The following is a 21617-nucleotide window of genomic DNA, read 5'->3' on the forward strand; positions in this document are numbered from 1 at the left end:
ACCTGACTAGATTCAGCGAGAAAAAAAAGTAACAAAGATGGGGGGTAGCAACGTTAAGAGCTAATGTTGCTTCCTAAAAAGCAAAGACTTATAAAAATTATTGCCATGCTATTAGATAACAAAATTTCAGAAGGACTTCTCAAATTGCTAAAAACAAAAGAAGTAAGGCATTTTAATAAGGCCAAAGACGCCTTTCTGGACGAAGAGTCAAGAGAGTTGTACTTCAGGCAGTTCTATCTTGCGCAGGTTCTTGAATTGGCTGAGGTAAAAGCGCATTGAGAGCGTAAGTACTTATCTTAGAATTATTTTTTTGTATTGAGGGAGTTCATTTTTTAGTTTGAACATCATCACGTAAACTCCGGGTTGAAGAAAAGAGGTCACTGCACGGTACCCATTAAGGCCTTCGTTGATTAGTCCGATAGACTGTTTTTGCCCATTCATTGTCACCAAATCAACAGCTTCAAGTTCTGTTTCCTCGGGCAGTTCAATGAGCACATCTCCTTCACTTGGGTTTGGATAAAACGTAACGGTGCTTACCACCAGCGGATCACTACAAGCCTGCAAAGTTGCAAAGACGTCCTGCCTTATGGTTTCAAGCTTTTCAAACACTTTGTCGCCGGGGCATTGTGTAGCACAGCCCTGCCTGTGTCCTGCAATGGTATTTAAATCGCCGTTTAACGGATGAGGGGAGCTTCCCAGCACGTCCAGCATGTCTTTGGAGGCTTTCCATGTGAGCAGTGCCTCCAGCGAAGAAACGGCCTCTTCTTTTGGCTCGGTGCTACTATAGTCGCCCATCATGCAAACACCCATGGTGGTAGAGTTTTTTCCGCAAAAATGGGCCCCAAGCACAAGGTCTTGCTCTCCATCCGCAGGATCTCTACCTTTGAAAATAGTGCCGTCAGGAGCCACCAGATAGTTGTAGCCGATGTCGGACCAGCCGTTTACCTGCGTGTGATAGATATAAATGTTTCGAACCACATTATAATAATCGGTAAGCGAATTGGAGGTAGCAGAATGATGGACAATGAGGTGTTCCGTCTCGGTATAACTCCTCGAGTAAGAAGGGGCGGAAAGACCTTTTCGCCATTCGGATTGATCGACGCTTTCGGGCTCTTCACAGCTGCCTGGCGTTTTGATCAACGGTTTGAGTTCACCGGCTGTGCGGGCAGAAGATGGCAACTCACCAGCATTAATGTAATAAACTGAAAATGACTCGCTCACATTGGGTAGTAACAATCTGGCACTTTGCCTGGGAAAGTCGAAGATGACAGGAAGGCTCTGTAGCCCTCGATCTAAGTCGGCGTGCTCATCGAGCTCGAGCGGGTAAATGCTGCCGTCGGTGGCTACAGAAGAGTTTTCGAAAGTATCCGTGCCTGATATTTTTACCACCAACGACGTGAAGTATTTTTCGCCTGATGAAAGCTCATATTCCCCTTGATCGTTGGGGGTTAATGTCTGTACCGAAAGCTCGGGGCTTACTTCTAATACCCTACTGTTGTTTCCTGCAGGGCTCTGGGCCGACAAACTTCCAGCCACCAGAAGAACAACGAACAACACACAAAATCTCATCATTAATTAGCCGGTATAATTTCTTTCCTCATCGAAACGAAAAGTTTTTCAAACAATTGCAACCCATATCCTAAATTTCGGTCTTTCACCAAAGCACTAATTAACGAAACTATACTGCACACATGAAACATCTTATTATACTACTTTTTGCCGGGCTCATTTCTTTTCAGGTAAATGCCCAGATGAAGGAAACCAGAAGGCTACCTTCTTTCAACCAGTTGTCCGTTTCTCAATCTATTGAGGTCGAGCTGGTTAAGGGCAACGAAGAAAGGGCTGAAATCACTTCCGACGAGGTTGATCTTGAAGACATTTTGACTGAGGTGTCGGGCAGTAAGCTGAAGATACATCTTGATGGGTGGAACAGAAATTGGAGGGGCAGTATAAAAATCAGACTGACCTATCGGGAACTTGAAGGGGTCTCAGTAGGCTCGTCAGCCAGAGTCACTGCCGAAGAAACTATTAATGCGACTTCTTTTTATGCCGATGCCAGCAGCTCAGGCAGAATGTCGTTGGCGGTAAATTGCAGTGACCTTGAGGTGGATGTATCGAGCAGTGGCCGGGTGACACTTCGTGGCAGGGCCACTTCTCAGGAGATAGACGGGAGTAGCTCAGGCTACTACGACGGCTTTGAATTGGAAAGTGAAAAGGTGAGGGCCGACGTCAGCAGCAGCGGGAAGGTGAATGTGTCGGTAAGCAGGGAACTGATGGCAGATGTTAGCAGCAGCGGCAGAGTTACTTACAAGGGAACGCCTGACCGACTGATTGCCGACCAAAATAGCAGTGGCAAAGTGGTCAGGTATTAGCCGCCACAAACAAATAATGATATTTAAAGCAGGGAAACCTGCTTTTTTTGTTTTTAAATAATACTTTTCAGAAATTCTTCGGGCTATATATGCCGGATAGAAAAAGTAAGCTGCCAAAACTGTTTCCCGATCATGGAAATATTTCTTTTCTAAAGATCATTCTGGCCTAATTTTCGTTGGATACATTATTATTGACAAAACAAAATTATGAATAAAGCATCATTCCTATGGATCGCCCTTTTGTTTATGCTATTGGGCACAGGTATTCAAGCTTCAGCCGCAAGAGCCGAAGTTATTGCTGACACAACAAAGCTGATTGTACCAAATGCAGAACACGGCAAAGAGGCACTCCTCATTACTCGCCTGCTTCTCCAGAATCATTACAGAAAAACACCGCTGAATGACTCTCTCTCTAATGTGATATTCAACAACTATATCACCAACCTGGACAACAACAGGATGTACTTCGTCGCATCCGATATTGAATATTTCAAACGCTATAAGGACTATTTCGACAATTACCTGCTTACCGGAAATATCGATGTGCCATTTCAAATGTTCAGGTTGTATCAGGAAAGAGCCCTGGATCGAATCAGCAAAGTGAATAAGATATTGGAGACCGAGCCTGACTTCAATTCAGATGAGATGTTTACGCCAGACCGGGAAAAAGAGCCCTGGGCTAAGTCGTTCGACGAATTGGACGAATTGTGGAGAAAAACCATCAAATACCAGGCGTTGGGATTGAAGCTGGAAGGTAAGGAGTGGAAAGACATCAAGACCACCCTGGCAAGCCGCTATGGACGCTATCACAAAATGATTGAACAGTATAATAGCGAAGATGCTTTTCAGATGTTCATGAATTCATTTACCGAAGCTTTTGATCCACATACTAACTATTTCTCGCCCATCACGTCGGAGAACTTTCAGATTGATATGGCACAATCCCTTGAGGGCATTGGTGCAAGGCTGACTCAGCAAATGGACAATACACAAGTGTATGAGGTGATTCCTGGCGGGCCGGCTTACAAGAGCAAGCAGATTTACAAGGACGATAAAATTGTAGCGGTGGCCCAGGGAGACAAAGAAGACTTTGTTGATGTAATCGGCTGGCGCCTGGATGATGTCGTTCAGCTGATCAGAGGGCCGAAGGGAACAGTTGTTCGTTTGAAAATTGTTCCTCACGATGCACCCGATGGCTCTTTGCCTGTTGAGTTGCGCCTTGTAAGGGACAAAGTGAAGCTGGAGGAAGAAACGGCCTCTAAGAAGATTGTGCCTTATACCGAAGGCGGGACAACCTATAAGCTTGGTGTGATTACTCTGCCGTCTTTTTACTTTGACTGGGAGGGAGCTCAAAAAGGGGAGAAGGATTATAAGAGTGCTACCAGGGACGTGAAAAGACTTCTTGCTGAGTTGGAGGCTGATGGTGTAGACGGCGTGATGATGGACTTGAGGTTCAATGGGGGTGGATCGCTCCAGGAAGCCATTAATTTGTCTGGTCTTTTCATTTCTAAGGGCCCTGTCGTGCAGGTAAAGAATGCCGATGGATCAATTGACGTGGGAACTGATAAAGATAGTGAGATTGCCTACAACGGGCCACTGGCAGTTTTGGTCAATAGATTTAGTGCATCGGCTAGCGAAATTTTCGCCGGTGCCATTCAGGACTACAAAAGAGGCATCATCATTGGCGAAAATTCTTTTGGCAAAGGCACAGTGCAGCAGCTTGTCGATCTTGACCAGTTTTTGCCGCAGGAAACAGCCAAACTGGGCCAGGTAAAGCTTACATTATCTAAGTATTATCGAGTCAACGGGAGCAGTACACAGCACCTGGGAGTGAAGCCTGATATTGAGTTCCCATCTGCATATGATGCAGACAACTTTGGTGAAAGCTCGCAGCCAAGCGCTTTGCCATGGGATCAAATCAGAAGCTCAAGTTTTACGCCCGTAAATAAAATCGACAGCAAGCTAATAGAGCAACTTACTCGTATTTATTCGCTTGACTTGCAGAACAACGCAGAGTTCAAAGAGCTGCAGTACGACATAGAAGAAGCAAAGAAAGCACGCTCGAAAAATGAAATTTCGTTGAACTACAACATAAGAAAGGCTGAAATCGATGACGTGAGAGCAGCCAGGGAGTCCATCAGAGATCTTAGTACTCAGATAAACGACTCAGAGGTGAAAGAGGCTGGCACAGATAGAAAAGAACCGAAGGACGTCTATCTCGATGAAAGCCTTAAATTATTGGCCAACTTGATTAAAATTCGATTGGGTTAAAAAAATGAAATACCTTTGGGCATGCCTGAAGGTTTGGAAGTCAATACATGTAGTGTAAAGTACCCCGGGGTTGAAACAAGAGCGCTTTCAAAGCTTAGTTTCAAGTTGCCCCGGGGTTCTTTTTTGGTTATCTCTGGCGCCAGCGGATCCGGCAAAACAACATTGTTGCGGTCGATAGCTGGCCTGGTCAATTTAAGCAATGGAAAAATCACATGGGGAGGTAGTCTTATCCAGGGCCCTGCTGACCGGTTAGTCCCTGGCTATAACCATATAAAGCTTATTACCCAGGAATTGGAGCTACAGGAGAAGATGACGGTGAGGGAAAACCTAAGGCATGCACTGAGGGCCTTCAGCGATCCGTACAAATCGGAAAGAGTAGAAGAACTTATCAAAATCTGCCGGCTAAAAGACCTGGAAGAGCGAAGGCCTGATCAGCTGTCGGGTGGGCAGAGGCAAAGAGTGGTGTGGGCAGTTAACCTGGCTGATGAACCAGAGTTGCTGCTACTGGATGAACCGTTCAGCCACCTTGATGTAATGCTTAAGAGCGAGATGACGACTGTTTTGAAGGAGATTCATCGGGAACTCCGCATTACCGTTATTATGGTTACACACGACCCGGCAGAAGCACTTTCTCTGGCGGACAAAATTCTTCTTTTAAGGCTGGGCAAAATGGACATGCTGGCGACTCCAAAGACAATGTACAACCAGCCAGCCACGGCCTATGGAGCTGCTTTTTTCGGAGAGGCAAACATCTTTACCAGAAAAAACCTGGAGTCAATGGGGGTGAAGTCCAGTGAAGCAAACGGCAAGTGGATGGTTCGGCCGGAAGATGTGGTGTTAGAGGCTGACGGAATTGGGGTGGAAGCTACGGTAACTGACGTACAATTCAGGGGTTTTTATTATATGATTCATTTGAGTACATCTCAGCATGTAGAGATAAAGGCCATTTGTAACAGAGCTTTGAAAACAGGTTCCAAATGGCTCGTGAGATGGCCTGTTTCCAAGCTTCATCATCTAAAAAAATAACTATTAATTGCCTTTGTTGTCGATCTCGGCTGTTTCAGGCTTTTGAAATAAGGTGGCATCCGGAGCTCCTTCCTGAAAGGACACACCTGTTATTAAAGTAGCGCCTCGTTTGTCTCCGAGAGAATCGTTTTCCCATTTGTAGGAGGTCCATTTTTTAGGAATCTTTAAGCCATTGACCGTTTGCCATTCATCGTAAACCATGGCGTTGAATTTGCTGGCATTACCAGCATCAAAATACGTAACAGAGTAGTTGATCATGCCAAGCAAATGATCTGACTTTCTGAACCATAGGATATACTGATCGTCAGGCGACTCACCCACATTGTCCCCAAAAGAAATGCTGATCCTGCTGTAAGCCACTCCATCAAATGTGATGTCTGCTAAAGCGGTGTAATTCACCCCAGGGTCGGCGACAACAAAAGGAAGGGAAAAGAAATAGAATACAAGATTATGGTAAAAAGCTGCCGAGGAGCCCGGGTAGGCTGCCAGGTTTGGGCTAACCCAAACATCTTGCCCATCAAAGCCCATTGTGAAAGTGCTGTCTGTAGTGATGAGTACTTTTCTGCTATTAAGGTCTATCAAATGGTCTTCCGGAATATTTTTGGAGGCCACTGTATAATTCAGTGTGCCGTATGTCGCCCATTTCTGAAGGCCACCATGGGCCTTAAGGCCTTCCTGAAGCGCAGGTGGCATTTGCTGAATGCGTGCATTGATTGATTCGTCGCTCGAAGACGGACTCTTTTTTTCGTCGCAGGATACAGCGAGAATTGAAACCCAAATACCGAGGGCCAGTGTGGTTGCTTTATTGATGGCTATGTACATGAAGCAAAGCTAGGTTGAAACCTGGATTGAGAAAGTAAACCAGAAGACAAATGTGGATATCATGTTGATATAGTCGTGAACAACATGAACTCAGGTGTTGATAATTCCGTGCATAAGTTGTTGAAAAGTAGGTTCTTACGCAGTTGCGTTTGCAAATTTTTATATGGAAATTCAATACATCAAGTGAGAGATAGTTTGCTGAGCCAGCAGGGCTCAGGGAAGAAAAAGGAAAGTCGAGAGATCGGCGTACTTTGAATCTTGTCGAGCGTAGTGCCACCCAGGTGACGTTGCGATTGAGGCGAATGAACAATAGCTTGACGTTTTTCACTGGTTAAGGCTGGTGAAAAATGAAACGGGCAGCGGATGACTAATCCCTGCCCGTTTTGCTTTTTTGGCAATGACATAATACTCTTGCCAAGTAAAAATCACGGATCAAGCAATATTTCTGGGGGATTAGTTCTTTTGACAAGAGTATTATGTCATTACATAAAGAGGCAAAAGGTCCAAGCCTAACCTGGCCGGGCGAGACGCATTGAACCAGTTTTGCTTCTTTATTGTCTATCATTCGCCAAATGGTACAACGTTATTTCAGCGTCTTACTCCCCAGATTTTCCGCTTGAACCGTAAAAATCACCCCCAGCCCCCAAAATATTACTTGATCCCATTTTCGCTCCTCAATCCATTTTCAAGAATCATCCTGTTTGACATGCAAATGTGATGACTGATTGCGACGGAAGCTCCCCGGTTTTCATAGTTAGAAATGTTGTAGCATAGTGCAGCCTTATAGCAACAGCTAGCAATGGCATCGACTGATGGCACTTGCGATAATCTTTGTGGGAATAAGTCATTTCTGTTTCAGTGGCTCTGGTGCGGGCATTCAATGCTATGCCCTACCAGTGCCTGCATCAAATTCGTAAACATTTGCGCCAAATTTGCACGAGCTCAAGGGGCTTTTTCTCCGACCTTGCCTTTCAAATAATCAGAAAAAATGAAAGATCAGTTTCCCAAGGTTACCGCAGTTTTCCGGCTGTGGTTGATGGCTACATTTTTGGTTTATGCCCTCACAGGATGTCAGGAAGACGAGCTACCCAACGACGACCCGGCGTTTGACGAGGTACTGTCAGCAGCAGGCAAAACAGCGCCCGCAGAACCCGACAAAGATGAAATCACAGAAATAGAGAAGGACACAGTGAACGGTCATGTGTATTCCTATGAGAAGCACGATATAGTGGACAATGTAGAAAGCATCGTGTATCTCGGTTTGAACGATGATATCATCTGGCCGGGCAACCTGGTAAAGGGGGAGAAGGCCAATGACTTTGTATACGAACCCATTGTCCTTCTGCGGGCTCCTATCACTTTTTCTATCTCTCTTGAAAGTTCATCGGTGGGCGAGAGTCTCAGCCAGACTGTTGATGAACCGAAGCTCTCGGCGGTGAGGCAGGGTATTTCGGATTTGCTCAAAAAGGCAGTAACCACCGACACCAAAGTGCCGGCCAAGGTTGACTTTACTTACCAGGAGATGCACAGCGAGTCACAAATGAATTTGTTTGTTGGGGCCGACATCAACTATGGAGCAGGGAGCCTCAAGTCAAAATTCGATTGGGAGTCCAGCACAAAGAAGACAAGGATCATGGCCAAGTATACCCAGATTTACTATTCCATTGATGTGGACCCGCCAGCTTCACCCCGCCGCTTTTTTGCCTCGTCGGTGTCGGCCGAAGAAGCTGAGTTTGCTATGCCTAATGGCTCGTCTCCGCTATATGTGGCGAGTGTTAGCTACGGCATGATGGCGCTGATCTTTATTGAATCGGATTACTCCTCGGATGTGATGGACCAGGCATTGCAGGTAGCCTACGGAAAAGGGAACCTGGATTCGGAAATATCGGTATGGGTGTCCACAAGGAAGGTGATGGAGAATTCAAGCATTTCCATCGTGGTGTATGGTGGTTCCACCGCTGGGCTGAAGGATCTGGAGACGGGTATGCAGGGCTTCCTCAACGTGATCAGTGCAAGTAAAGACTTTACGAAGGATTCTCCGGGCGTGCCACTGGTATATAAGTTCAGGCATGTTGTCGACAACACGTTGGCGCTGGTGACGCTCACCTCGCAGTACACACTGGTGAAAGCCCTGCAAATAGAGCAGCGGATACGAGTGAAAGTCAACAGGTTTGTTATTGTGCAGGCAGACGACGAGGGGTTTGATAACGACATTGAAATAGACCGGCTGTATGTCTACGCCAATGCTTTTGAGCGGGAAAACGCCTCAAGCGACTTTGAGCAGATTAATCCGGTGGATCAGCGGGTATATGCCTATTCTAGTGCGGGCGATGGCCATGTCGTCGGCTCGGGGGGCATCATTCAGGCAGGCAATTTCATTGACCTGAATTTTCACACGAATACCCACGACTACTCCCTGGCCAAAATCCAGCTATCAGCGTGGGCCCGTGACTATGACGGTGGAAGCGCCAACGAGGAGGACAGAAAGTCAATTGAGCTGTCCAGCGACCAGTTTACCGCCAATCCTCACACTATCAGACTAAGCTCCGCCGATTTCGAAATTGATGCTGAAATTTCCATTGAGCTGATTAATTAACGTGGCCAAAAAGCCGGCTTTTCAAGCGTGCCATGGTAACGGCAGTCGCCGCATTCGGCAGGGATCATGACATATGGCTCAACGGCAGTGATCAGGTAGCCCCATTGCTGGTAGAGGCCAAATTCTACGGCGGTTGGCGGATAACCCAGCCGGGCAATACAAGGGTCGGTAGGGTACTGGATGTCCATGCCAAGAAGCGTTACCTTGTCCACGAAGAGCATTTTCTCCGACACAGCCCCTGCATCAAAATAGCCCAGTACGGCTGTTTCCGGGTCGTTCACCTTCCGGATATTGCCCCGAATTTCATAGGGCTGGGGGTCAAACAGTGTGCCAAGCGATTCGGAAGTCTTTTGAAGCTCGTACCAATAGCGGTAAGATGGCTCACTAAGGGCATATTGCTTCACCAGAATGCTGTACAGGCCGCTCAATTTGTAGCCACCTGTGCTCACGTAGGTCACCTCAAGTTTCTTTACCCGGTCCTCGGCATAGCTACTTGTATTGGCTACAAGAATGTTGCCACCCGGGTGGGTTGCATAACAAAGCCCCAACTTGGGATTTCTGATGACGTTGGCATCTTGTGAGGGATCATAAACCCACTCGCCAGGGTAAGTAAGTTTCACCTCGTAGGTTTCTGTGTAGTCGTACCTGTAAAACCTCGTTTGGCCTGTGCTATCATGCGCATCGACAAAAATACTGATCCCATCATTCACTTCTCCTTCCACATCAGTGAGGCGTAGTTCCCGCTCGTAATATACGCTGTCGATAGGAGGGCTTTGTTTTAGTGGCACCGTGTCGGATTGGTACTGTTCCCCGGAAGCAGTCACGATATTGAGCTGATATCCGGCTCCAACATGCCCTACAAAGACACGTGGATCGCTCTGATAAACGCCGGGAGCTGTTTCTCCGAAAAGATAGACTCCCCCTTCTTCATCGGCAACTGAGACCGCCGCCCCGGCTTCTGGCAAAGCGCCAGGACTACTGAGTGGCGCTGTTCTGCTAAGAGTGATCGTGTAGGGTTCGGCGCTGTTGCTGATAAAGCCATCAACCACCAGCACACTCTTGAAACCGGGGTCTTCCGGCTCAAACGGTTCAACGCATGTGCTGAGTAAAACAAGCAGCAGAATAATTATCAGCCCTGGTCGCAAATTGAAAAGTTTTAACTGGCTTATTCCCTTTAACATCGTAAGCAATGTACACCCTCATTGGCTTCCCGGCAAGAATACAGTGACGGCCGTTCCGCCGTAAGATGACCACGCCAGTAGGTGGTTCCGGCGTGCGGTAATCGCCAAGCTTTCGGTATGCTCAGCTGTCAGGCGTCGGTACGGCAGTGAATGCGTTGGGCAGCGGCCGTCAGACGGCGGAGGTATGGCAGAAAGGTATCAGTTTGACGTGATCAAATAAAGTAGAGGTTGGGAAGCAGGAGATCTTTGCTGAGCCAAATGTTTTGATTAAAGGGGTTACTCTAGCCACTCTGCAAGTGTAACCCCTTTAATGACCGGAGCAAAGGTCTGTATTCCAGGTGACTGCTTCCGTTTCAGCGCTTGACGAGGGAAGCATCGATCGGTACACTTCTTTTTGATTTCGACACCAGCGGACGCTGGCGCCAAGGGGGGTACCTACGAAATAAGGATAGCGAAGTAGCAACACCCTTGCAGAACGGCATCTGATTAAAGGGGTTACTCTAGCCACTCTGCAAGGGTAACCCCTTTAATGACCGGAGCGATAAGGGCTATATGGGCAGCCAAACATGCCGAACGGGTCACTTCTTTTTGATCCCGACACCAGCGGTGGAGTTTCTTAACAAGTTTTTTAACCAAACTTTCAATAATATTTGAAACATCTATAAGTATTACTACGTTTGTCTTCATATGGAATACAACGAAGCGAAAAAGAAGTTCATAGAAGCCTGGGGCACTCTTGGATCAAATTGGGGCATTAATCGGGCAATGGCGCAGATTCATGCACTGTTGTTAATTTCTACTGAGCCATTGTCCGCAGAAGAAGTGATGGCGGAGCTTCAAATGTCCCGGGGCAATGTTAATATGAACATCCGTGCCTTGATGGACTGGGGTATTGTGAATAAAGAGCACAAGATAGGAGAGAGGAAGGAATTCTTTACCGCTGGAAAGGATATTTGGGAGTTGGCCAGGCAAGTGAGCAAAGAAAGAAGAAGAAGGGAAATTGAGCCAATTATCAAGGTGCTTAGTCAGGTGCAGGACGTGACAGGAGATAATAAGGAACAATTGAAGGAATTCAAGAAAGTGACGGGCGATTTGCAGGATTTCTCTTTGAAGGTGGATGGCGTGCTTGAAAAATTCACCAAATCCGATCAGAACTGGTTCTACAAACTGCTGATGAAGCTCTGATATTTTTTTAGGACAAACTTTCAAAAAATATTGAAACTAATGGAACTTTAATTTAATCCGCTATAAGTATGAGAACGTTACAAAATCATACCATTATCTATGACGATGAATGCCCGATGTGCGGTGTGTATACCAGGGCATTTGTGCGCACTGGCATGCTTGACCGCAACGGACGAGTGGCCTATTCCGAGGTAGTAGATAAAGAGATTCCCGGGATCGATTGGCAGAAAGCCCGCAATCAAATAGCATTGATTGACAAGGAAACCAATACCATCAAATATGGAGTGGAAAGCCTAACCACCATCCTTGGCCATAGCCTACCGGTATTGCGTCCGTTATTCGGTGCCAGGTTGTTCCAGTGGCTGATCAGCCATTTGTATCTGTTTATATCATACAACAGGAAAGTAATAGCACCTGGGGCTGTTTTTGAGGGACGGAACAAATGCACGCCCGATCTCAACTACACCTACCGCTGGGCTTACATTGTCGTAGCCTGGCTAGTTACTTCCCTGATTTTGGTACGCTATGCCATGCTGATGGCCCCCATTGTACCGGCCACCGGCTTTTGGAGAGAGTTTATCGTTTGTGGTGGACAGCTTTTGTTTCAGGGCGCTGTACTCGCAGTGGTGAAAAAAGACAGAATCATCCACTATATCGGGAACATGATGACCGTTTCGCTGGGTGGTGCACTGCTACTCATTCCTGCGCTGGCTGTTGCCAGATGGATCGATAGCCCGATGGTGTTCGCCATCTACTTCCTTTTTGTGGCTGCCCTTATGCTTGCTGAGCACATAAGAAGGGTGAAAATATTGGAATTGCCATCGACACTGTCTGCTACCTGGGTATTGTATCGGTTGCTCGTCCTCATTATCATCTTAACTACTTCTCTATGAAAAAGATCATCATTGCCGGCGGGTCTGGGTTTTTGGGCAGCGTATTGGTCAACCATTTCGCTGCCAAAGGTTACCAAGTCATTATTCTATCAAGAACACATAAGCTAAATACGGCTCGGGTGCAGTACTTCAAATGGGACGGCCGCACTTTGGGGTACTGGGCAAACCAGCTGGAGGGGGCCACGGCGCTCATCAACCTCAACGGAAAATCAGTCGACTGCCGCTACACGGAAAGTAACAAACAACTGATTTACGATACCCGAATAGATGCGACCTACCTACTCGGCAAAGCCATCAGCCAATTGAAAAATCCGCCAAAAGTATGGGTCAATGCAGCCTCGGCCACTATCTACCGGCATGCACTCGACAGACCCATGGATGAGGGAACTGGAGAGTTGGGCGAAGGGTTTTCCGTCGATGTGTGCAAGAAGTGGGAACAAACCTTCTTTGATGCCAACACACCAGGTATCCGCAAAGTAGCCTTACGAACAGCCATTGTGCTGGGCAAAGACGGTGGCGCTTTACAACCTCTGAAGCGTCTCGCCATGCTCGGAATGGGTGGAAAGCAGGGCAGGGGCAGCCAATACTTCAGCTGGCTACACGAAGCGGACTTTGCCAGGATTGTTGACTATGCAATTGAAAATGAACAAGCAAATGGAATCTATAACACTGCTGCACCTCACCCTTTACCTAATAGTGAAGTGACGAGGCTTCTCAGAAAAGCGGTAGGCAGACCTTTTGGCTTGCCTATGCCAGCATGGATGTTAAAGATGGGTGCATGGCTCATCCAAACGGAAACCGAACTGATACTGAAAAGCAGATGGGTAGTTCCCCAGCGGTTGCAAGAAAGCGGGTTCGAGTTTCAGTATCCGAAACTTGAAATAGCACTGAGTGAACTTTTAAAGAGGTAAGAGGCCCGAACCAATGACCGATCATTTCCATAATAGGTTTTCTCAAGTGCAAAGAAACTTTTAAACTCTTAGTTGACTTTAATCGGTCATTCATCGTATTCTTGAAAACATGGAAGATTTGATCAGGAAAAAGCTTACTCAAATAGAGCAAGATTACAATATAAGGGTACTTTATGCGTGCGAATCGGGATCTCGTGCATGGGGCTTTCCCTCGCCAAATAGCGACTATGATGTACGGTTCATCTACGCCCATAGCCTCGACTGGCACCTGTCGTTAACAGATAAAAAGGATACAATAAACCTTCCCATTAATGACGAACTGGACATCGGAGGGTGGGAGATCAAAAAAGCATTACAACTGCTCTGGAAATCCAACGCACCCATTCTTGAATGGATTCAGTCTCCCATAGTCTATCAAGCCGACCCCACCTTCCTATCAGGCATACGGGAGGTAGCAGCTCAATGCTTCTCACCAGTCGCTACTATGCATCATTATCTGAGCATGTCAAAAAAATACCTCGAGGCGTGTAGTAGCGAAGAAGTAAAGCTGAAAAAGTATTTCTATGCGCTTCGAACTGCTATTGCAGGTGCCTGGATTCGGGAAAAAGGCTCCGTTCCTCATATTGAAATAACAAAAATGTTAAGTGTTGCCGGTGAAGAAGTTCGGGATAAAATAATGTCGCTTATCGAGCTCAAAGCCACGCAGAAAGAAGACTATCTTCATCCTCAGGAACCAGTCATTTTACACTTTCTGCGGGATGTGATTGAACAGAATGAAACTGCTTTCCCATCACTGTCATCCGGAAAAGGCGACTTTGATAAATTGGAGGAATTTTATCGAAAAACCGTGAAGGCCGAATAATGTCAATCGAAGAATTAAGAGCCAGAGACATCATCATATTTGAGTGCCTAAGTGGAAGTCACGCTTATGGACTTGCCACCCCAACCTCTGATGAAGACATTAAGGGGGTATTCATTTTGCCCAAAGTGGACTACTATGGGCTAAATTATGTCGAACAGGTAAGCGACGCCACCAATGACACGGTTTACTACGAGTTAAAACGCTTTGTTGAATTGCTGGCCAGAAGTAACCCCAATATGCTGGAAATGCTTTATACACCCGATGATTCGGTACTGAAAATTCATCCACTGTTTAAGCGTTTGAGAGAGATGGATTTATTATCGAAGCAGTGTAAAGAAAGCTTCGGAGGATATGCCATGACACAGGTACGAAAGGCAAAGGGGCTGAATAAGAAGATTCTTAATCCAGTGGAAAAAGATCGAAAAAGCGTGCTGGACTTCTGCTTTGTAGCGCAAGGACAGGGCTCAATTCCTGTGATAGACTTTCTGAATAAAAATGGTATTAACCAAACTGAATGCGGCGTCGCTAATATTCCTCATATGCATGAAGTATATGGACTTTATCAGGGGTCGGGGGAGTTTAAAGGCATTGTTAGCGGACCAGATGCTAATGATATTACGCTTAGCCCAATTCCATCAGGTCAAGCCCCAATTGCCATAATGTCCTTTAATAAATCTGGCTATTCAAAACATTGTAAAGAGTACAAAGAATACTGGGAGTGGGCAGAAAAACGAAATGATGTACGGTATCAAAACACCCTCCAGCACGGTAAGAATTATGATGCCAAGAACATGATGCACACATTTAGACTGCTGACTATGTGCGAAGAAATTGGCAGAGAAGGGAAGCTCCATGTGCGAAGGCATGACAGAGAGTACCTGCTCATTATAAAGACGGGAGAGTTTCAGTATGATGACTTGCTGCAGCGGGCTGAGGAGAAAATTGGCGAGATTGAAGTTGCCTATGCGACATCGGCATTGCCCGAGTTCCCCGATGTTGCAGAACTTAACAGAGCGCTGGTCGACATGCGGGATCAGTTTTATTGGAACAGGTAGGTCTAAGTTGCAGGCGAGCGGTTCATGATCCACCTGTTTCTGTTCAGCGTCTTCATTTGAAATTAAAACTGTGAGGGTGGTTTTTTGTTCTTTGTAAGTGGACGAATCACCTCGGTTGTTGTATATTAACCAACCGTGAAACTAAAGAGTATGAAACAGCAATTCTCTCTGTCAGTTGCCAGTCCATGCACTGAAAACTGGTCCAACTTCCAAACCACACCCGAAGGCGGGTTTTGCCAGTCGTGCCAAAAGACTGTTGTTGATTTTACGAAAATGAACGACCAGGAAATTCTCCGGTATTTCAGCGACCACCAGTCCCACACCTGCGGACGATTTCACCCGACGCAACTCAAAGAATATGCCCAGGTAACAGCACCGACCACGCATGCAGGTTGGAAATGGCTGCAAGCCGGATTTCTCACGGCGTTGCTGATGTTTGAAAGCGGAAGGGCCGATGCGCAGACTGTTTCTGGAAAAGGAGAGGTTGAGGATCTGCAGAGTAAAGATAGCAAGGAGGAAAAGAGTGTGGTGAAGCCGGAAGGATATACGGTGAAGGGAACCATAGTTGATAATGAAACAAAGGAAACTCTTGCAGGGATTACTGTTGTCTTAAAAGGTAGCACAACCGGAGTTGTTTCCGATATTAATGGACAATTTGTATTTCCTAAACCATTGATGCCTAGCGATGTCCTTGTTTTTAGCTTCATAGGATATAACACTCAGGAGTATATTGTCCCCAAGAATGCAGCATCAAATCTTGAAGTCCCCCTTGAACTGAATTTGAAGTTTTGCTCCATGATTATGGGGCAATTATCTATTGACCACATTTACGCAACCAAATCAAACCCCTTCCGAAGCGCATGGCAAAAAGTAGCCAGCCTGTTTTAAAGCGAATGCTCCTTTTTGGGGCTTGCTTGTTGGCAACGATGCAGCTATTGGCACAATCACCAACGATAGCGCAGGTGGATTTTGCCAGAGCCGACAGCGTGGCTCGTCTTTATCACGGTTATTCTCTGGCGAACCTCAACGATCTTTCGCATAAGCTCACGCATCCCTTCACCAATGACCTTGAGAAGTTCCGGGCCATTTACCGCTGGGTCTGTAATAATATTGACAACGACTTCGACTACTTCGAACGCAACCAGGCCAAAAGAAAAAAGCTACTCAACGATGCGGATGCCCTTGACGACTGGAACAGGAAATTTGCGCCGCAGGTGTTTAAAAGGCTGCTTCAGCAGCACTCAACAGTGTGCACAGGCTATGCCTATCTGATCCGGGAGCTGGCATACCATGCCGACATTGAGAGTGTTATCGTAGATGGCTACGGCCGTAATGCTGAAGCTAATATTGGTGGGCCTGGAGTGCCCAATCATTCATGGAATGCCGTGCAGCTCAGCGGCCAGTGGTACTTATGTGATGCTACCTGGTCGAGCGGCACCATCGATACACAGCAGGGCTTGTTTATCAAGCAATTCAGAGAGGCTTATTTTCTCACGCCGCCGGAGCTGTTTGTGCGCAACCATTACCCGCTCGACACCCGCTGGCTGCTGATGGAAGCCCAGCCCAGCCTGACCTCTTACCTTAACGGGCCATTGGTTTACAACGATGGTATTGGTCAGGAAATTCTTCCCGTAGCGCCAGCCACTTTTAATGTTGCCGCTACGAGGAAAGTTCCTATAACTTTTCGTTTCAGTGCTCCGATTCAACCAGAAGAGCTGACCCTACAAATTGTGCAGGGAAGCCATGTGCTTGACCTCAGCCCAAAGGTGACTCCAGAAGCAGACGGACTGTACAACATCACCCACACTTTCCCTGCTCGTGGCACCTATGCCCTGCATGTGAGAAATAGTGGCGATTACCTCTTTACCTACGAAGTAAGGATAGCGAAGTAGCAACACCCTTGCAGAACGGCATCTGATTAAAGGGGTTACTCTCGCCACTCTGCAAGGGTAACCCCTTTAATGATCGGAGCGGCAAAAGTCTTTATTCATAGAGCCTGTGAGGACTTTCGTGTTTACTTTACGAGCACGTGTATTAAATGGGCTGATAAAAACGTCACTTCCGGCAATTTTCCAACTTCGAAATGGTGATTTTTGTATTATCTACATAGGTGGTTGGTCAATATTTTTTAGTTTAGGCCGAAGAAAGTCAGCTATGTCAGAAAATATTACCTATTCCTATCAGCGCCCCTCTGCGCTGATCCAGAGCGGTTCCAAAGAAGAGCTATTTCTCGCTCAGTACAACGAAGTCCAAAAAGGAAGCAGCCCCTGTTTTTTCTGGGGAAAGTTAAACGACCCCTATCATGTGTCCCGTTGTTTGATAACACTCAGCAATGTAGTCAGGTCGAGTTTTAGCCTCTCTCCGTTTCAATTGGCGCAGCTCAAAGACCCTATTGTTACTTCTGGTAATGAAAAAATCAGGTTTGAGGGGTTTTCACATTGTGCCAGCGCCTATGCAAGGGTAGACGTTCTTCCTGATGGCCTCGACGGTGAGTTTTTAGAGAACGGCACTACCAATGTCGACTTCAATCAGCCGATGATCAATGCGCTCAGCATGGTGAAGAAGCAGGAAAAGGTGTTGTTGTCGGTGGGACAAAAAGAGGTTGGAATACACAGGGAAGGAGAGAAGGTCGTAGAACGTAAGGTGCCCTTACCCCTTAAGTGGATCAAGGGGTTAACCACCGTACAAATTTATCTTGCCGACACCGAAGAAGGTTTTTCTCTAAGTAGGCCACAGGCCCTGCAACTGTTTAAGAGTATTCCTAAAGGCAAGGTGAAGGGCGACTACTTTCTAATTAAACGAGGAGCCCAGTATATCTTCTCGCCAATGGCGAGCAAAGATGCCATTTGTGTTGGAGGCGTTCATCGACTCAGGCTGCTTGAGCAACTTATGCCCCTGGCCGACAAGCTCCGTGTGTTTGCCCGCCTTGATATGCAATCTACCACCTGGCAGCTATATTTTGGAATGGTTCGGTTTTCGCTTTCTCTTAGCCGTGACCCCTGGAGGGGTTTTTCCGGAGAGGGGGCTGCCTTAGAATCGTTGGTGGAAGAGATTCCTGAGACCTGGGTTGAAAAAATGGACAATTACAGCTATGCCAACCAATCCTTTAACCCCACATTGCTGGCTATCGAAGAATCGCTGACAGTAGACGAGTTGAAAAGTATTTCTTCCAGAATGGCTGCCATGGGCTTGCTCGGCTTTGATCTCGACGATAACGAATACTTCTACAGGCGCCTTCCTTTCAAAACAGAGCGTATCCTCAGCCTGAATCCTCGCTTAAAGGGAGCTGAAAAGTTGCTTGAAGAGGATAAGGTAACCATCATTTCAAAAGAAGACCATCGCATCGAGGCCAGAGTGGAAGGTACTGGCGTGCATCATACCGTACTGATCCAGGGTGAACAAAGCCGGTGTACCTGCACTTGGTTTGCGAAACATCAAGGCCAACGTGGTGTATGCAAGCATATATTGGCTACCAAAAAGAAACTGCTAGAACAATAGTATGAACCATATTGAACGTTTCGGAGATATCCTCTTAAAAGAAAAAGTATCTGAGATTATTCCGTTTCTCACCTCTCTGGAGGCCAAAGAAAGAAAGCAGTTGTTGCCCAAGTTGAAGGAACTCAACTATGTGTGGGAGTACAACACCAAAACGGTAACTTCCAGTGGGTTCTCTTACCAACAATCTACTACCCCGAAGGGCACCGATAAGCAAAAAACGATATGGTCAATTGGCTCTTTTTATTGTCAGTCGTTTCAAGAGTTTAGTAAGAACTGGGGCGTACATAATTTTCTGACCAAAGATCTGTTGGATGAAATATTGCCGCTTTTTTGCCCCTCCTGGTTTCAATCGTATGTGAATGATGCTAAGAGTGAGGTATGGGCATATATCAGACTCAGTTATATAGAGCTAACTGATTTGGAAAAGCAGGGTTATGTGGAGCTTGGTCCGGAAATCGTGGTGCGTACTTTGCCCAATGTGTTGGTTGACAGTGACCCCAAGAACTGGAAAATTAGATACTTCAGACCTGAGCGCCTTTGGCAATACCCCATCACCCTGGAAAAGCATATTTGGCATCTTTTTGAATATCAATCTAACCTGCATTGGTCTGACAATTACTACGAATTTCAAAATCATGGAGGAAAAAATCCCTGGCGGGGTGCCTTCAAGCAACTCGTGGACGAAAAGAGAATTGACCGAAATCGGTTGTTGAAGGAAACCGTCCTTGCCATGAACAGGAACTTTGATAAAAATGCGTCCGGGTGGTTTGCCAGCCTTTTGTTCGATCTGGAACCTTCCGACAATGAGATCATGGCGCTGCAGGCTGAGCTTTTAGCCCAGTTCTCATCACCTCACAGCAAGATCATCAATAGCTCGTTAAAGCTAATCAAAAAGGTACAGGATAAGCCTGGCTTCAGTGCTCAGGAGTTTATAGTTAATAGTGGTCTGCTGTTAAGTAGTGACACCAAATCGATTGTACAATCGTGCTTGATTATCCTGGATCGCCTTGCGAAGAAGAATCCAAAGTTGCAGCAGGAGCTCTGTAGCCAGGTAGTGCAGGCGTTCATTCAGCAGGATAATGACTTACAGGTTAGGGCGGCACGTTTTATTGAGAAATACGGCGGCAACTATTCGTCAATTATTGACGATCTTACTCCATACCAGGAAACGCTGATGGTGGATGCCAGGGCAATACTTTCCAATGCACTGAATGCCGACAGTATGGAGGTGCCATTGCACCAGGAAGATTTGGAAGATGTAACGGACGATTTCATAGAGGAAACGCCTGAGCCATTCGAAGTGCCCGAAGGGTTCGATGAATTTCTTTTTCTGGCCAGCCAGGCGTTTGACAACAATGACCCGCACCATTTTGACCTGCTGCTGGCAGGTATTATGCAAAATCACAACAAACTGCTTGAAGGCGATACTGACAAGCTGGAGCCTGCCCTCCAAAGAGCCATTAAGAAATTGATAGGCGACTGGACCGCCAGCACCCTATATGTGGATAATATCATGGCTGTTTTCTTTTTGGAATACTGTGAAGTGCTGGCCGCCCGGCACCCGTCACAGGCCCCTGCACTTGGAAAGATGATCGAAGAGGCAAGAGAGAAGGACTTAGACAAAGCAAAAAACACACAGTATTATAAGCAGCGCATATTGCCTTTAGAATATTGGCATACGGAAGACATGACGCCGGTCTACTTTCTTTTCAGGGAGTTATGCCTGCTGGTACTTAACAGGGTCAAGAAAAACCAGCTACCTTCCTTACTTTCCACACCTACGCACTTCCCCTGCTGGGTGGATGGCAGCGTGCTGGTGGCAAGAATAGTGGAGCACCAAAAGCAAAATATCGATGTCAGTGAAGCCGATTTGCAAGTAGCATTAGCCCGTTGCCGCAAGCCTGACGTGCTGCCAGATGGAGTAGAGAAGGTAGAGGGGGAATTAGGAGCCCTTCTAAAATATCATTTTGGAGCCGACGACTTTCGTGCCGACGAAGTTCGGAACCCTCAGGTATGGCTCGTGTCGGCTATCGCCAGGAACGAGCCTATTCCAGAGCGTCTTTTGAAAACTGCGTCAGGGCGCCTCCACGAAGACTACTATACCGGTGTTTTTAACTGGAGCGTTCAAACCTACCGATTCAGAGATAGACGCTACGACTACCAGCGTGGCAAAAGTGTAGAGTTCGACAATACCAGAACGGAGCTTCGTGTACACCGTCCAAAGCAAATCGACACGCCACCACCTCCGTCAAGATTTTTTGGGTTGCTGAAACCAAAGCAGGAGCAACCCGAAATCCCGCTATCAGTGTACGGTAGCCAGCTGATTAAGGAAAAGTGGATGGTTGCAGTGGACAACGATGTGAAGCGCTTTTTCTCTCTAATACCCAACCATCCATCCCCACTGCTAGTCTCGGTGGCTGAAAAAGCATTGAGGTATGACCCGTTAACGTCAGAAACAGAAAAAAGGACGGTGATCAGGACACTGGAATACCTTGCGACCATCTGGTCAGACTGGGGCGATACGCCTAATGAATTCCTGGGTATTATCATGACCTGCTCCGATAAAACCGCCCGAACCATTGCTGGGGAGCTTTGGGTGACAGGTGTGACGACGAACACCATCAGGAGCGAACAGGTGGGCTGTGCCGTGGGAAAGGTTTATGAAGGCAATTTAGCACCGGTGAAAAGGTTCTCTGATTTGGCGTTGACTATCTACACCATTTCCACAAAGCACAAACGAGCCATGTTCGACCTGATAAAGGCCTGTCTTACTGAATTGCCGGATGAGCCGGTTCGGAATCTCAAAAAGCTGCTTGAGCTACTGAAAGAAACAATTTACGACCGGGAGTTGCTGACCAAGGATCACAAGCTGATGAAAAAGCTGACAACCTGGAAAGAAAGTAGCGGGCTAACCAAGCTTGTCGAAAGTATCATTTGATTGAGTT

General features: G+C 46.7%; 18 protein-coding genes. 14 read left to right on the plus strand and 4 right to left on the minus strand.

What is annotated here, in order from left to right:
• The first annotated feature begins 105 nt into the window (after nucleotides 1-105).
• On the plus strand, nucleotides 106-279 hold the full coding sequence (locus tag AAC052_RS16825; protein ID WP_193217756.1) for a hypothetical protein: 174 nt from the start codon (nucleotides 106-108) through the stop codon (nucleotides 277-279).
• Nucleotides 280-291: 12 nt separating this feature from the next.
• Here AAC052_RS16825 and AAC052_RS16830 read toward each other — a convergent pair whose 3' ends face one another.
• The gene (locus AAC052_RS16830) at nucleotides 292-1572 is read right to left on the minus strand and encodes an N-acetylmuramoyl-L-alanine amidase (RefSeq protein ID WP_339814717.1); all 1281 of its coding nucleotides are present in this window, start codon (nucleotides 1570-1572) and stop codon (nucleotides 292-294) included.
• 119 nt (nucleotides 1573-1691) lie between these two features.
• Between AAC052_RS16830 and AAC052_RS16835 the strand changes: the two genes are divergently transcribed.
• From AAC052_RS16835 to AAC052_RS16845, 3 genes are all read left to right on the plus strand, one after another.
• The gene (locus AAC052_RS16835; protein WP_339814718.1) at nucleotides 1692-2372 is read left to right on the plus strand and encodes a head GIN domain-containing protein; all 681 of its coding nucleotides are present in this window, start codon (nucleotides 1692-1694) and stop codon (nucleotides 2370-2372) included.
• 207 nt (nucleotides 2373-2579) lie between these two features.
• Nucleotides 2580-4643, plus strand: a complete 2064-nt coding sequence (locus AAC052_RS16840; RefSeq protein ID WP_339814719.1) for a carboxy terminal-processing peptidase — start codon at nucleotides 2580-2582, stop codon at nucleotides 4641-4643.
• A 21-nt stretch (nucleotides 4644-4664) separates the two neighbouring features.
• A complete protein-coding gene (locus AAC052_RS16845) occupies nucleotides 4665-5669 on the plus strand; it encodes an ABC transporter ATP-binding protein (RefSeq protein ID WP_339814720.1) in 1005 nt (334 codons plus the stop codon).
• A gap of 3 nt (nucleotides 5670-5672) precedes the next feature.
• Here AAC052_RS16845 and AAC052_RS16850 read toward each other — a convergent pair whose 3' ends face one another.
• Nucleotides 5673-6491 (minus strand): hypothetical protein, encoded by an 819-nt coding sequence (locus tag AAC052_RS16850; RefSeq protein WP_339814721.1) that lies wholly within the window; start codon nucleotides 6489-6491, stop codon nucleotides 5673-5675.
• A 988-nt stretch (nucleotides 6492-7479) separates the two neighbouring features.
• On the opposite strand from AAC052_RS16850, the gene AAC052_RS16855 reads away from it, so the two are divergent.
• Complete coding sequence (locus tag AAC052_RS16855; RefSeq protein ID WP_339814722.1) at nucleotides 7480-9087, plus strand: thiol-activated cytolysin family protein; 1608 nt, start codon at nucleotides 7480-7482, stop codon at nucleotides 9085-9087.
• Here the strand turns inward: AAC052_RS16855 and AAC052_RS16860 are convergent.
• Both AAC052_RS16860 and AAC052_RS16865 read right to left on the minus strand, forming a co-directional pair.
• Complete coding sequence (locus tag AAC052_RS16860) at nucleotides 9084-10268, minus strand: DUF4249 domain-containing protein (RefSeq protein ID WP_339814723.1); 1185 nt, start codon at nucleotides 10266-10268, stop codon at nucleotides 9084-9086. The two genes, AAC052_RS16855 and AAC052_RS16860, sit on opposite strands and share 4 nt — an antisense overlap.
• Before the next feature lie 495 nt (nucleotides 10269-10763).
• Entirely contained in the window at nucleotides 10764-10955 is a 192-nt protein-coding gene (locus AAC052_RS16865) for a hypothetical protein (protein ID WP_339814724.1), read from the minus strand.
• On the opposite strand from AAC052_RS16865, the gene AAC052_RS16870 reads away from it, so the two are divergent.
• The 9 genes from AAC052_RS16870 (at nucleotide 10956) to AAC052_RS16910 (ending at nucleotide 21610) form a co-directional block, all read left to right on the plus strand.
• Complete coding sequence (locus tag AAC052_RS16870) at nucleotides 10956-11453, plus strand: transcriptional regulator (RefSeq protein WP_339814725.1); 498 nt, start codon at nucleotides 10956-10958, stop codon at nucleotides 11451-11453.
• Between the two features lie 68 nt (nucleotides 11454-11521).
• Nucleotides 11522-12346, plus strand: a complete 825-nt coding sequence (locus AAC052_RS16875) for a hypothetical protein (RefSeq protein ID WP_339814726.1) — start codon at nucleotides 11522-11524, stop codon at nucleotides 12344-12346.
• Entirely contained in the window at nucleotides 12343-13257 is a 915-nt protein-coding gene (locus AAC052_RS16880; RefSeq protein ID WP_339814727.1) for a TIGR01777 family oxidoreductase, read from the plus strand. The genes AAC052_RS16875 and AAC052_RS16880 overlap by 4 nt, the downstream gene beginning before the upstream one ends.
• Before the next feature lie 109 nt (nucleotides 13258-13366).
• Nucleotides 13367-14119, plus strand: a complete 753-nt coding sequence (locus tag AAC052_RS16885; protein WP_339814728.1) for a nucleotidyltransferase domain-containing protein — start codon at nucleotides 13367-13369, stop codon at nucleotides 14117-14119.
• Nucleotides 14119-15174: a nucleotidyltransferase domain-containing protein gene (locus AAC052_RS16890; protein ID WP_339814729.1), complete on the plus strand. Its 1056-nt coding sequence runs from the start codon at nucleotides 14119-14121 to the stop codon at nucleotides 15172-15174. Before AAC052_RS16885 ends, AAC052_RS16890 begins: the two co-directional genes overlap by 1 nt.
• Nucleotides 15175-15324: 150 nt before the next feature.
• Complete coding sequence (locus tag AAC052_RS16895) at nucleotides 15325-16062, plus strand: carboxypeptidase-like regulatory domain-containing protein (protein WP_339814730.1); 738 nt, start codon at nucleotides 15325-15327, stop codon at nucleotides 16060-16062.
• The gene (locus AAC052_RS16900; protein WP_339814731.1) at nucleotides 16035-17066 is read left to right on the plus strand and encodes a transglutaminase domain-containing protein; all 1032 of its coding nucleotides are present in this window, start codon (nucleotides 16035-16037) and stop codon (nucleotides 17064-17066) included. The genes AAC052_RS16895 and AAC052_RS16900 overlap by 28 nt, the downstream gene beginning before the upstream one ends.
• A 262-nt stretch (nucleotides 17067-17328) precedes the next feature.
• Nucleotides 17329-18672, plus strand: coding sequence for an SWIM zinc finger family protein (locus tag AAC052_RS16905; RefSeq protein ID WP_339814732.1), 1344 nt, complete (start codon nucleotides 17329-17331; stop codon nucleotides 18670-18672).
• 1 nt (nucleotide 18673) lies between these two features.
• A complete protein-coding gene (locus tag AAC052_RS16910) occupies nucleotides 18674-21610 on the plus strand; it encodes a DUF6493 family protein (RefSeq protein ID WP_339814733.1) in 2937 nt (978 codons plus the stop codon).
• The last annotated feature ends 7 nt before the right edge of the window (nucleotides 21611-21617 follow it).

It is taken from the genome of uncultured Imperialibacter sp. (assembly GCF_963974565.1).
Taxonomy (GTDB): domain Bacteria; phylum Bacteroidota; class Bacteroidia; order Cytophagales; family Cyclobacteriaceae; genus Imperialibacter; species Imperialibacter roseus.

Bases quoted from the DNA above. Each gene is read 5' to 3' on its own strand.
- AAC052_RS16895 (WP_339814730.1), top strand. From the start codon at position 15,325: ATGAAACAGCAATTCTCTCTGTCAGTTGCCAGTCCATGCACTGAAAAC.
- AAC052_RS16860 (WP_339814723.1), bottom strand. From the start codon at position 10,268: ATGTTAAAGGGAATAAGCCAGTTAAAACTTTTCAATTTGCGACCAGGG.
- AAC052_RS16870 (WP_339814725.1), top strand. From the start codon at position 10,956: ATGGAATACAACGAAGCGAAAAAGAAGTTCATAGAAGCCTGGGGCACT.
- AAC052_RS16840 (WP_339814719.1), top strand. From the start codon at position 2,580: ATGAATAAAGCATCATTCCTATGGATCGCCCTTTTGTTTATGCTATTG.
- AAC052_RS16875 (WP_339814726.1), top strand. From the start codon at position 11,522: ATGAGAACGTTACAAAATCATACCATTATCTATGACGATGAATGCCCG.
- AAC052_RS16830 (WP_339814717.1), bottom strand. From the start codon at position 1,572: ATGATGAGATTTTGTGTGTTGTTCGTTGTTCTTCTGGTGGCTGGAAGT.
- AAC052_RS16835 (WP_339814718.1), top strand. From the start codon at position 1,692: ATGAAACATCTTATTATACTACTTTTTGCCGGGCTCATTTCTTTTCAG.
- AAC052_RS16845 (WP_339814720.1), top strand. From the start codon at position 4,665: ATGCCTGAAGGTTTGGAAGTCAATACATGTAGTGTAAAGTACCCCGGG.
- AAC052_RS16905 (WP_339814732.1), top strand. From the start codon at position 17,329: ATGTCAGAAAATATTACCTATTCCTATCAGCGCCCCTCTGCGCTGATC.
- AAC052_RS16900 (WP_339814731.1), top strand. From the start codon at position 16,035: ATGGCAAAAAGTAGCCAGCCTGTTTTAAAGCGAATGCTCCTTTTTGGG.
- AAC052_RS16890 (WP_339814729.1), top strand. From the start codon at position 14,119: ATGTCAATCGAAGAATTAAGAGCCAGAGACATCATCATATTTGAGTGC.
- AAC052_RS16865 (WP_339814724.1), bottom strand. From the start codon at position 10,955: ATGAAGACAAACGTAGTAATACTTATAGATGTTTCAAATATTATTGAA.
- AAC052_RS16885 (WP_339814728.1), top strand. From the start codon at position 13,367: ATGGAAGATTTGATCAGGAAAAAGCTTACTCAAATAGAGCAAGATTAC.
- AAC052_RS16880 (WP_339814727.1), top strand. From the start codon at position 12,343: ATGAAAAAGATCATCATTGCCGGCGGGTCTGGGTTTTTGGGCAGCGTA.
- AAC052_RS16855 (WP_339814722.1), top strand. From the start codon at position 7,480: ATGAAAGATCAGTTTCCCAAGGTTACCGCAGTTTTCCGGCTGTGGTTG.
- AAC052_RS16825 (WP_193217756.1), top strand. From the start codon at position 106: ATGCTATTAGATAACAAAATTTCAGAAGGACTTCTCAAATTGCTAAAA.
- AAC052_RS16910 (WP_339814733.1), top strand. From the start codon at position 18,674: ATGAACCATATTGAACGTTTCGGAGATATCCTCTTAAAAGAAAAAGTA.
- AAC052_RS16850 (WP_339814721.1), bottom strand. From the start codon at position 6,491: ATGTACATAGCCATCAATAAAGCAACCACACTGGCCCTCGGTATTTGG.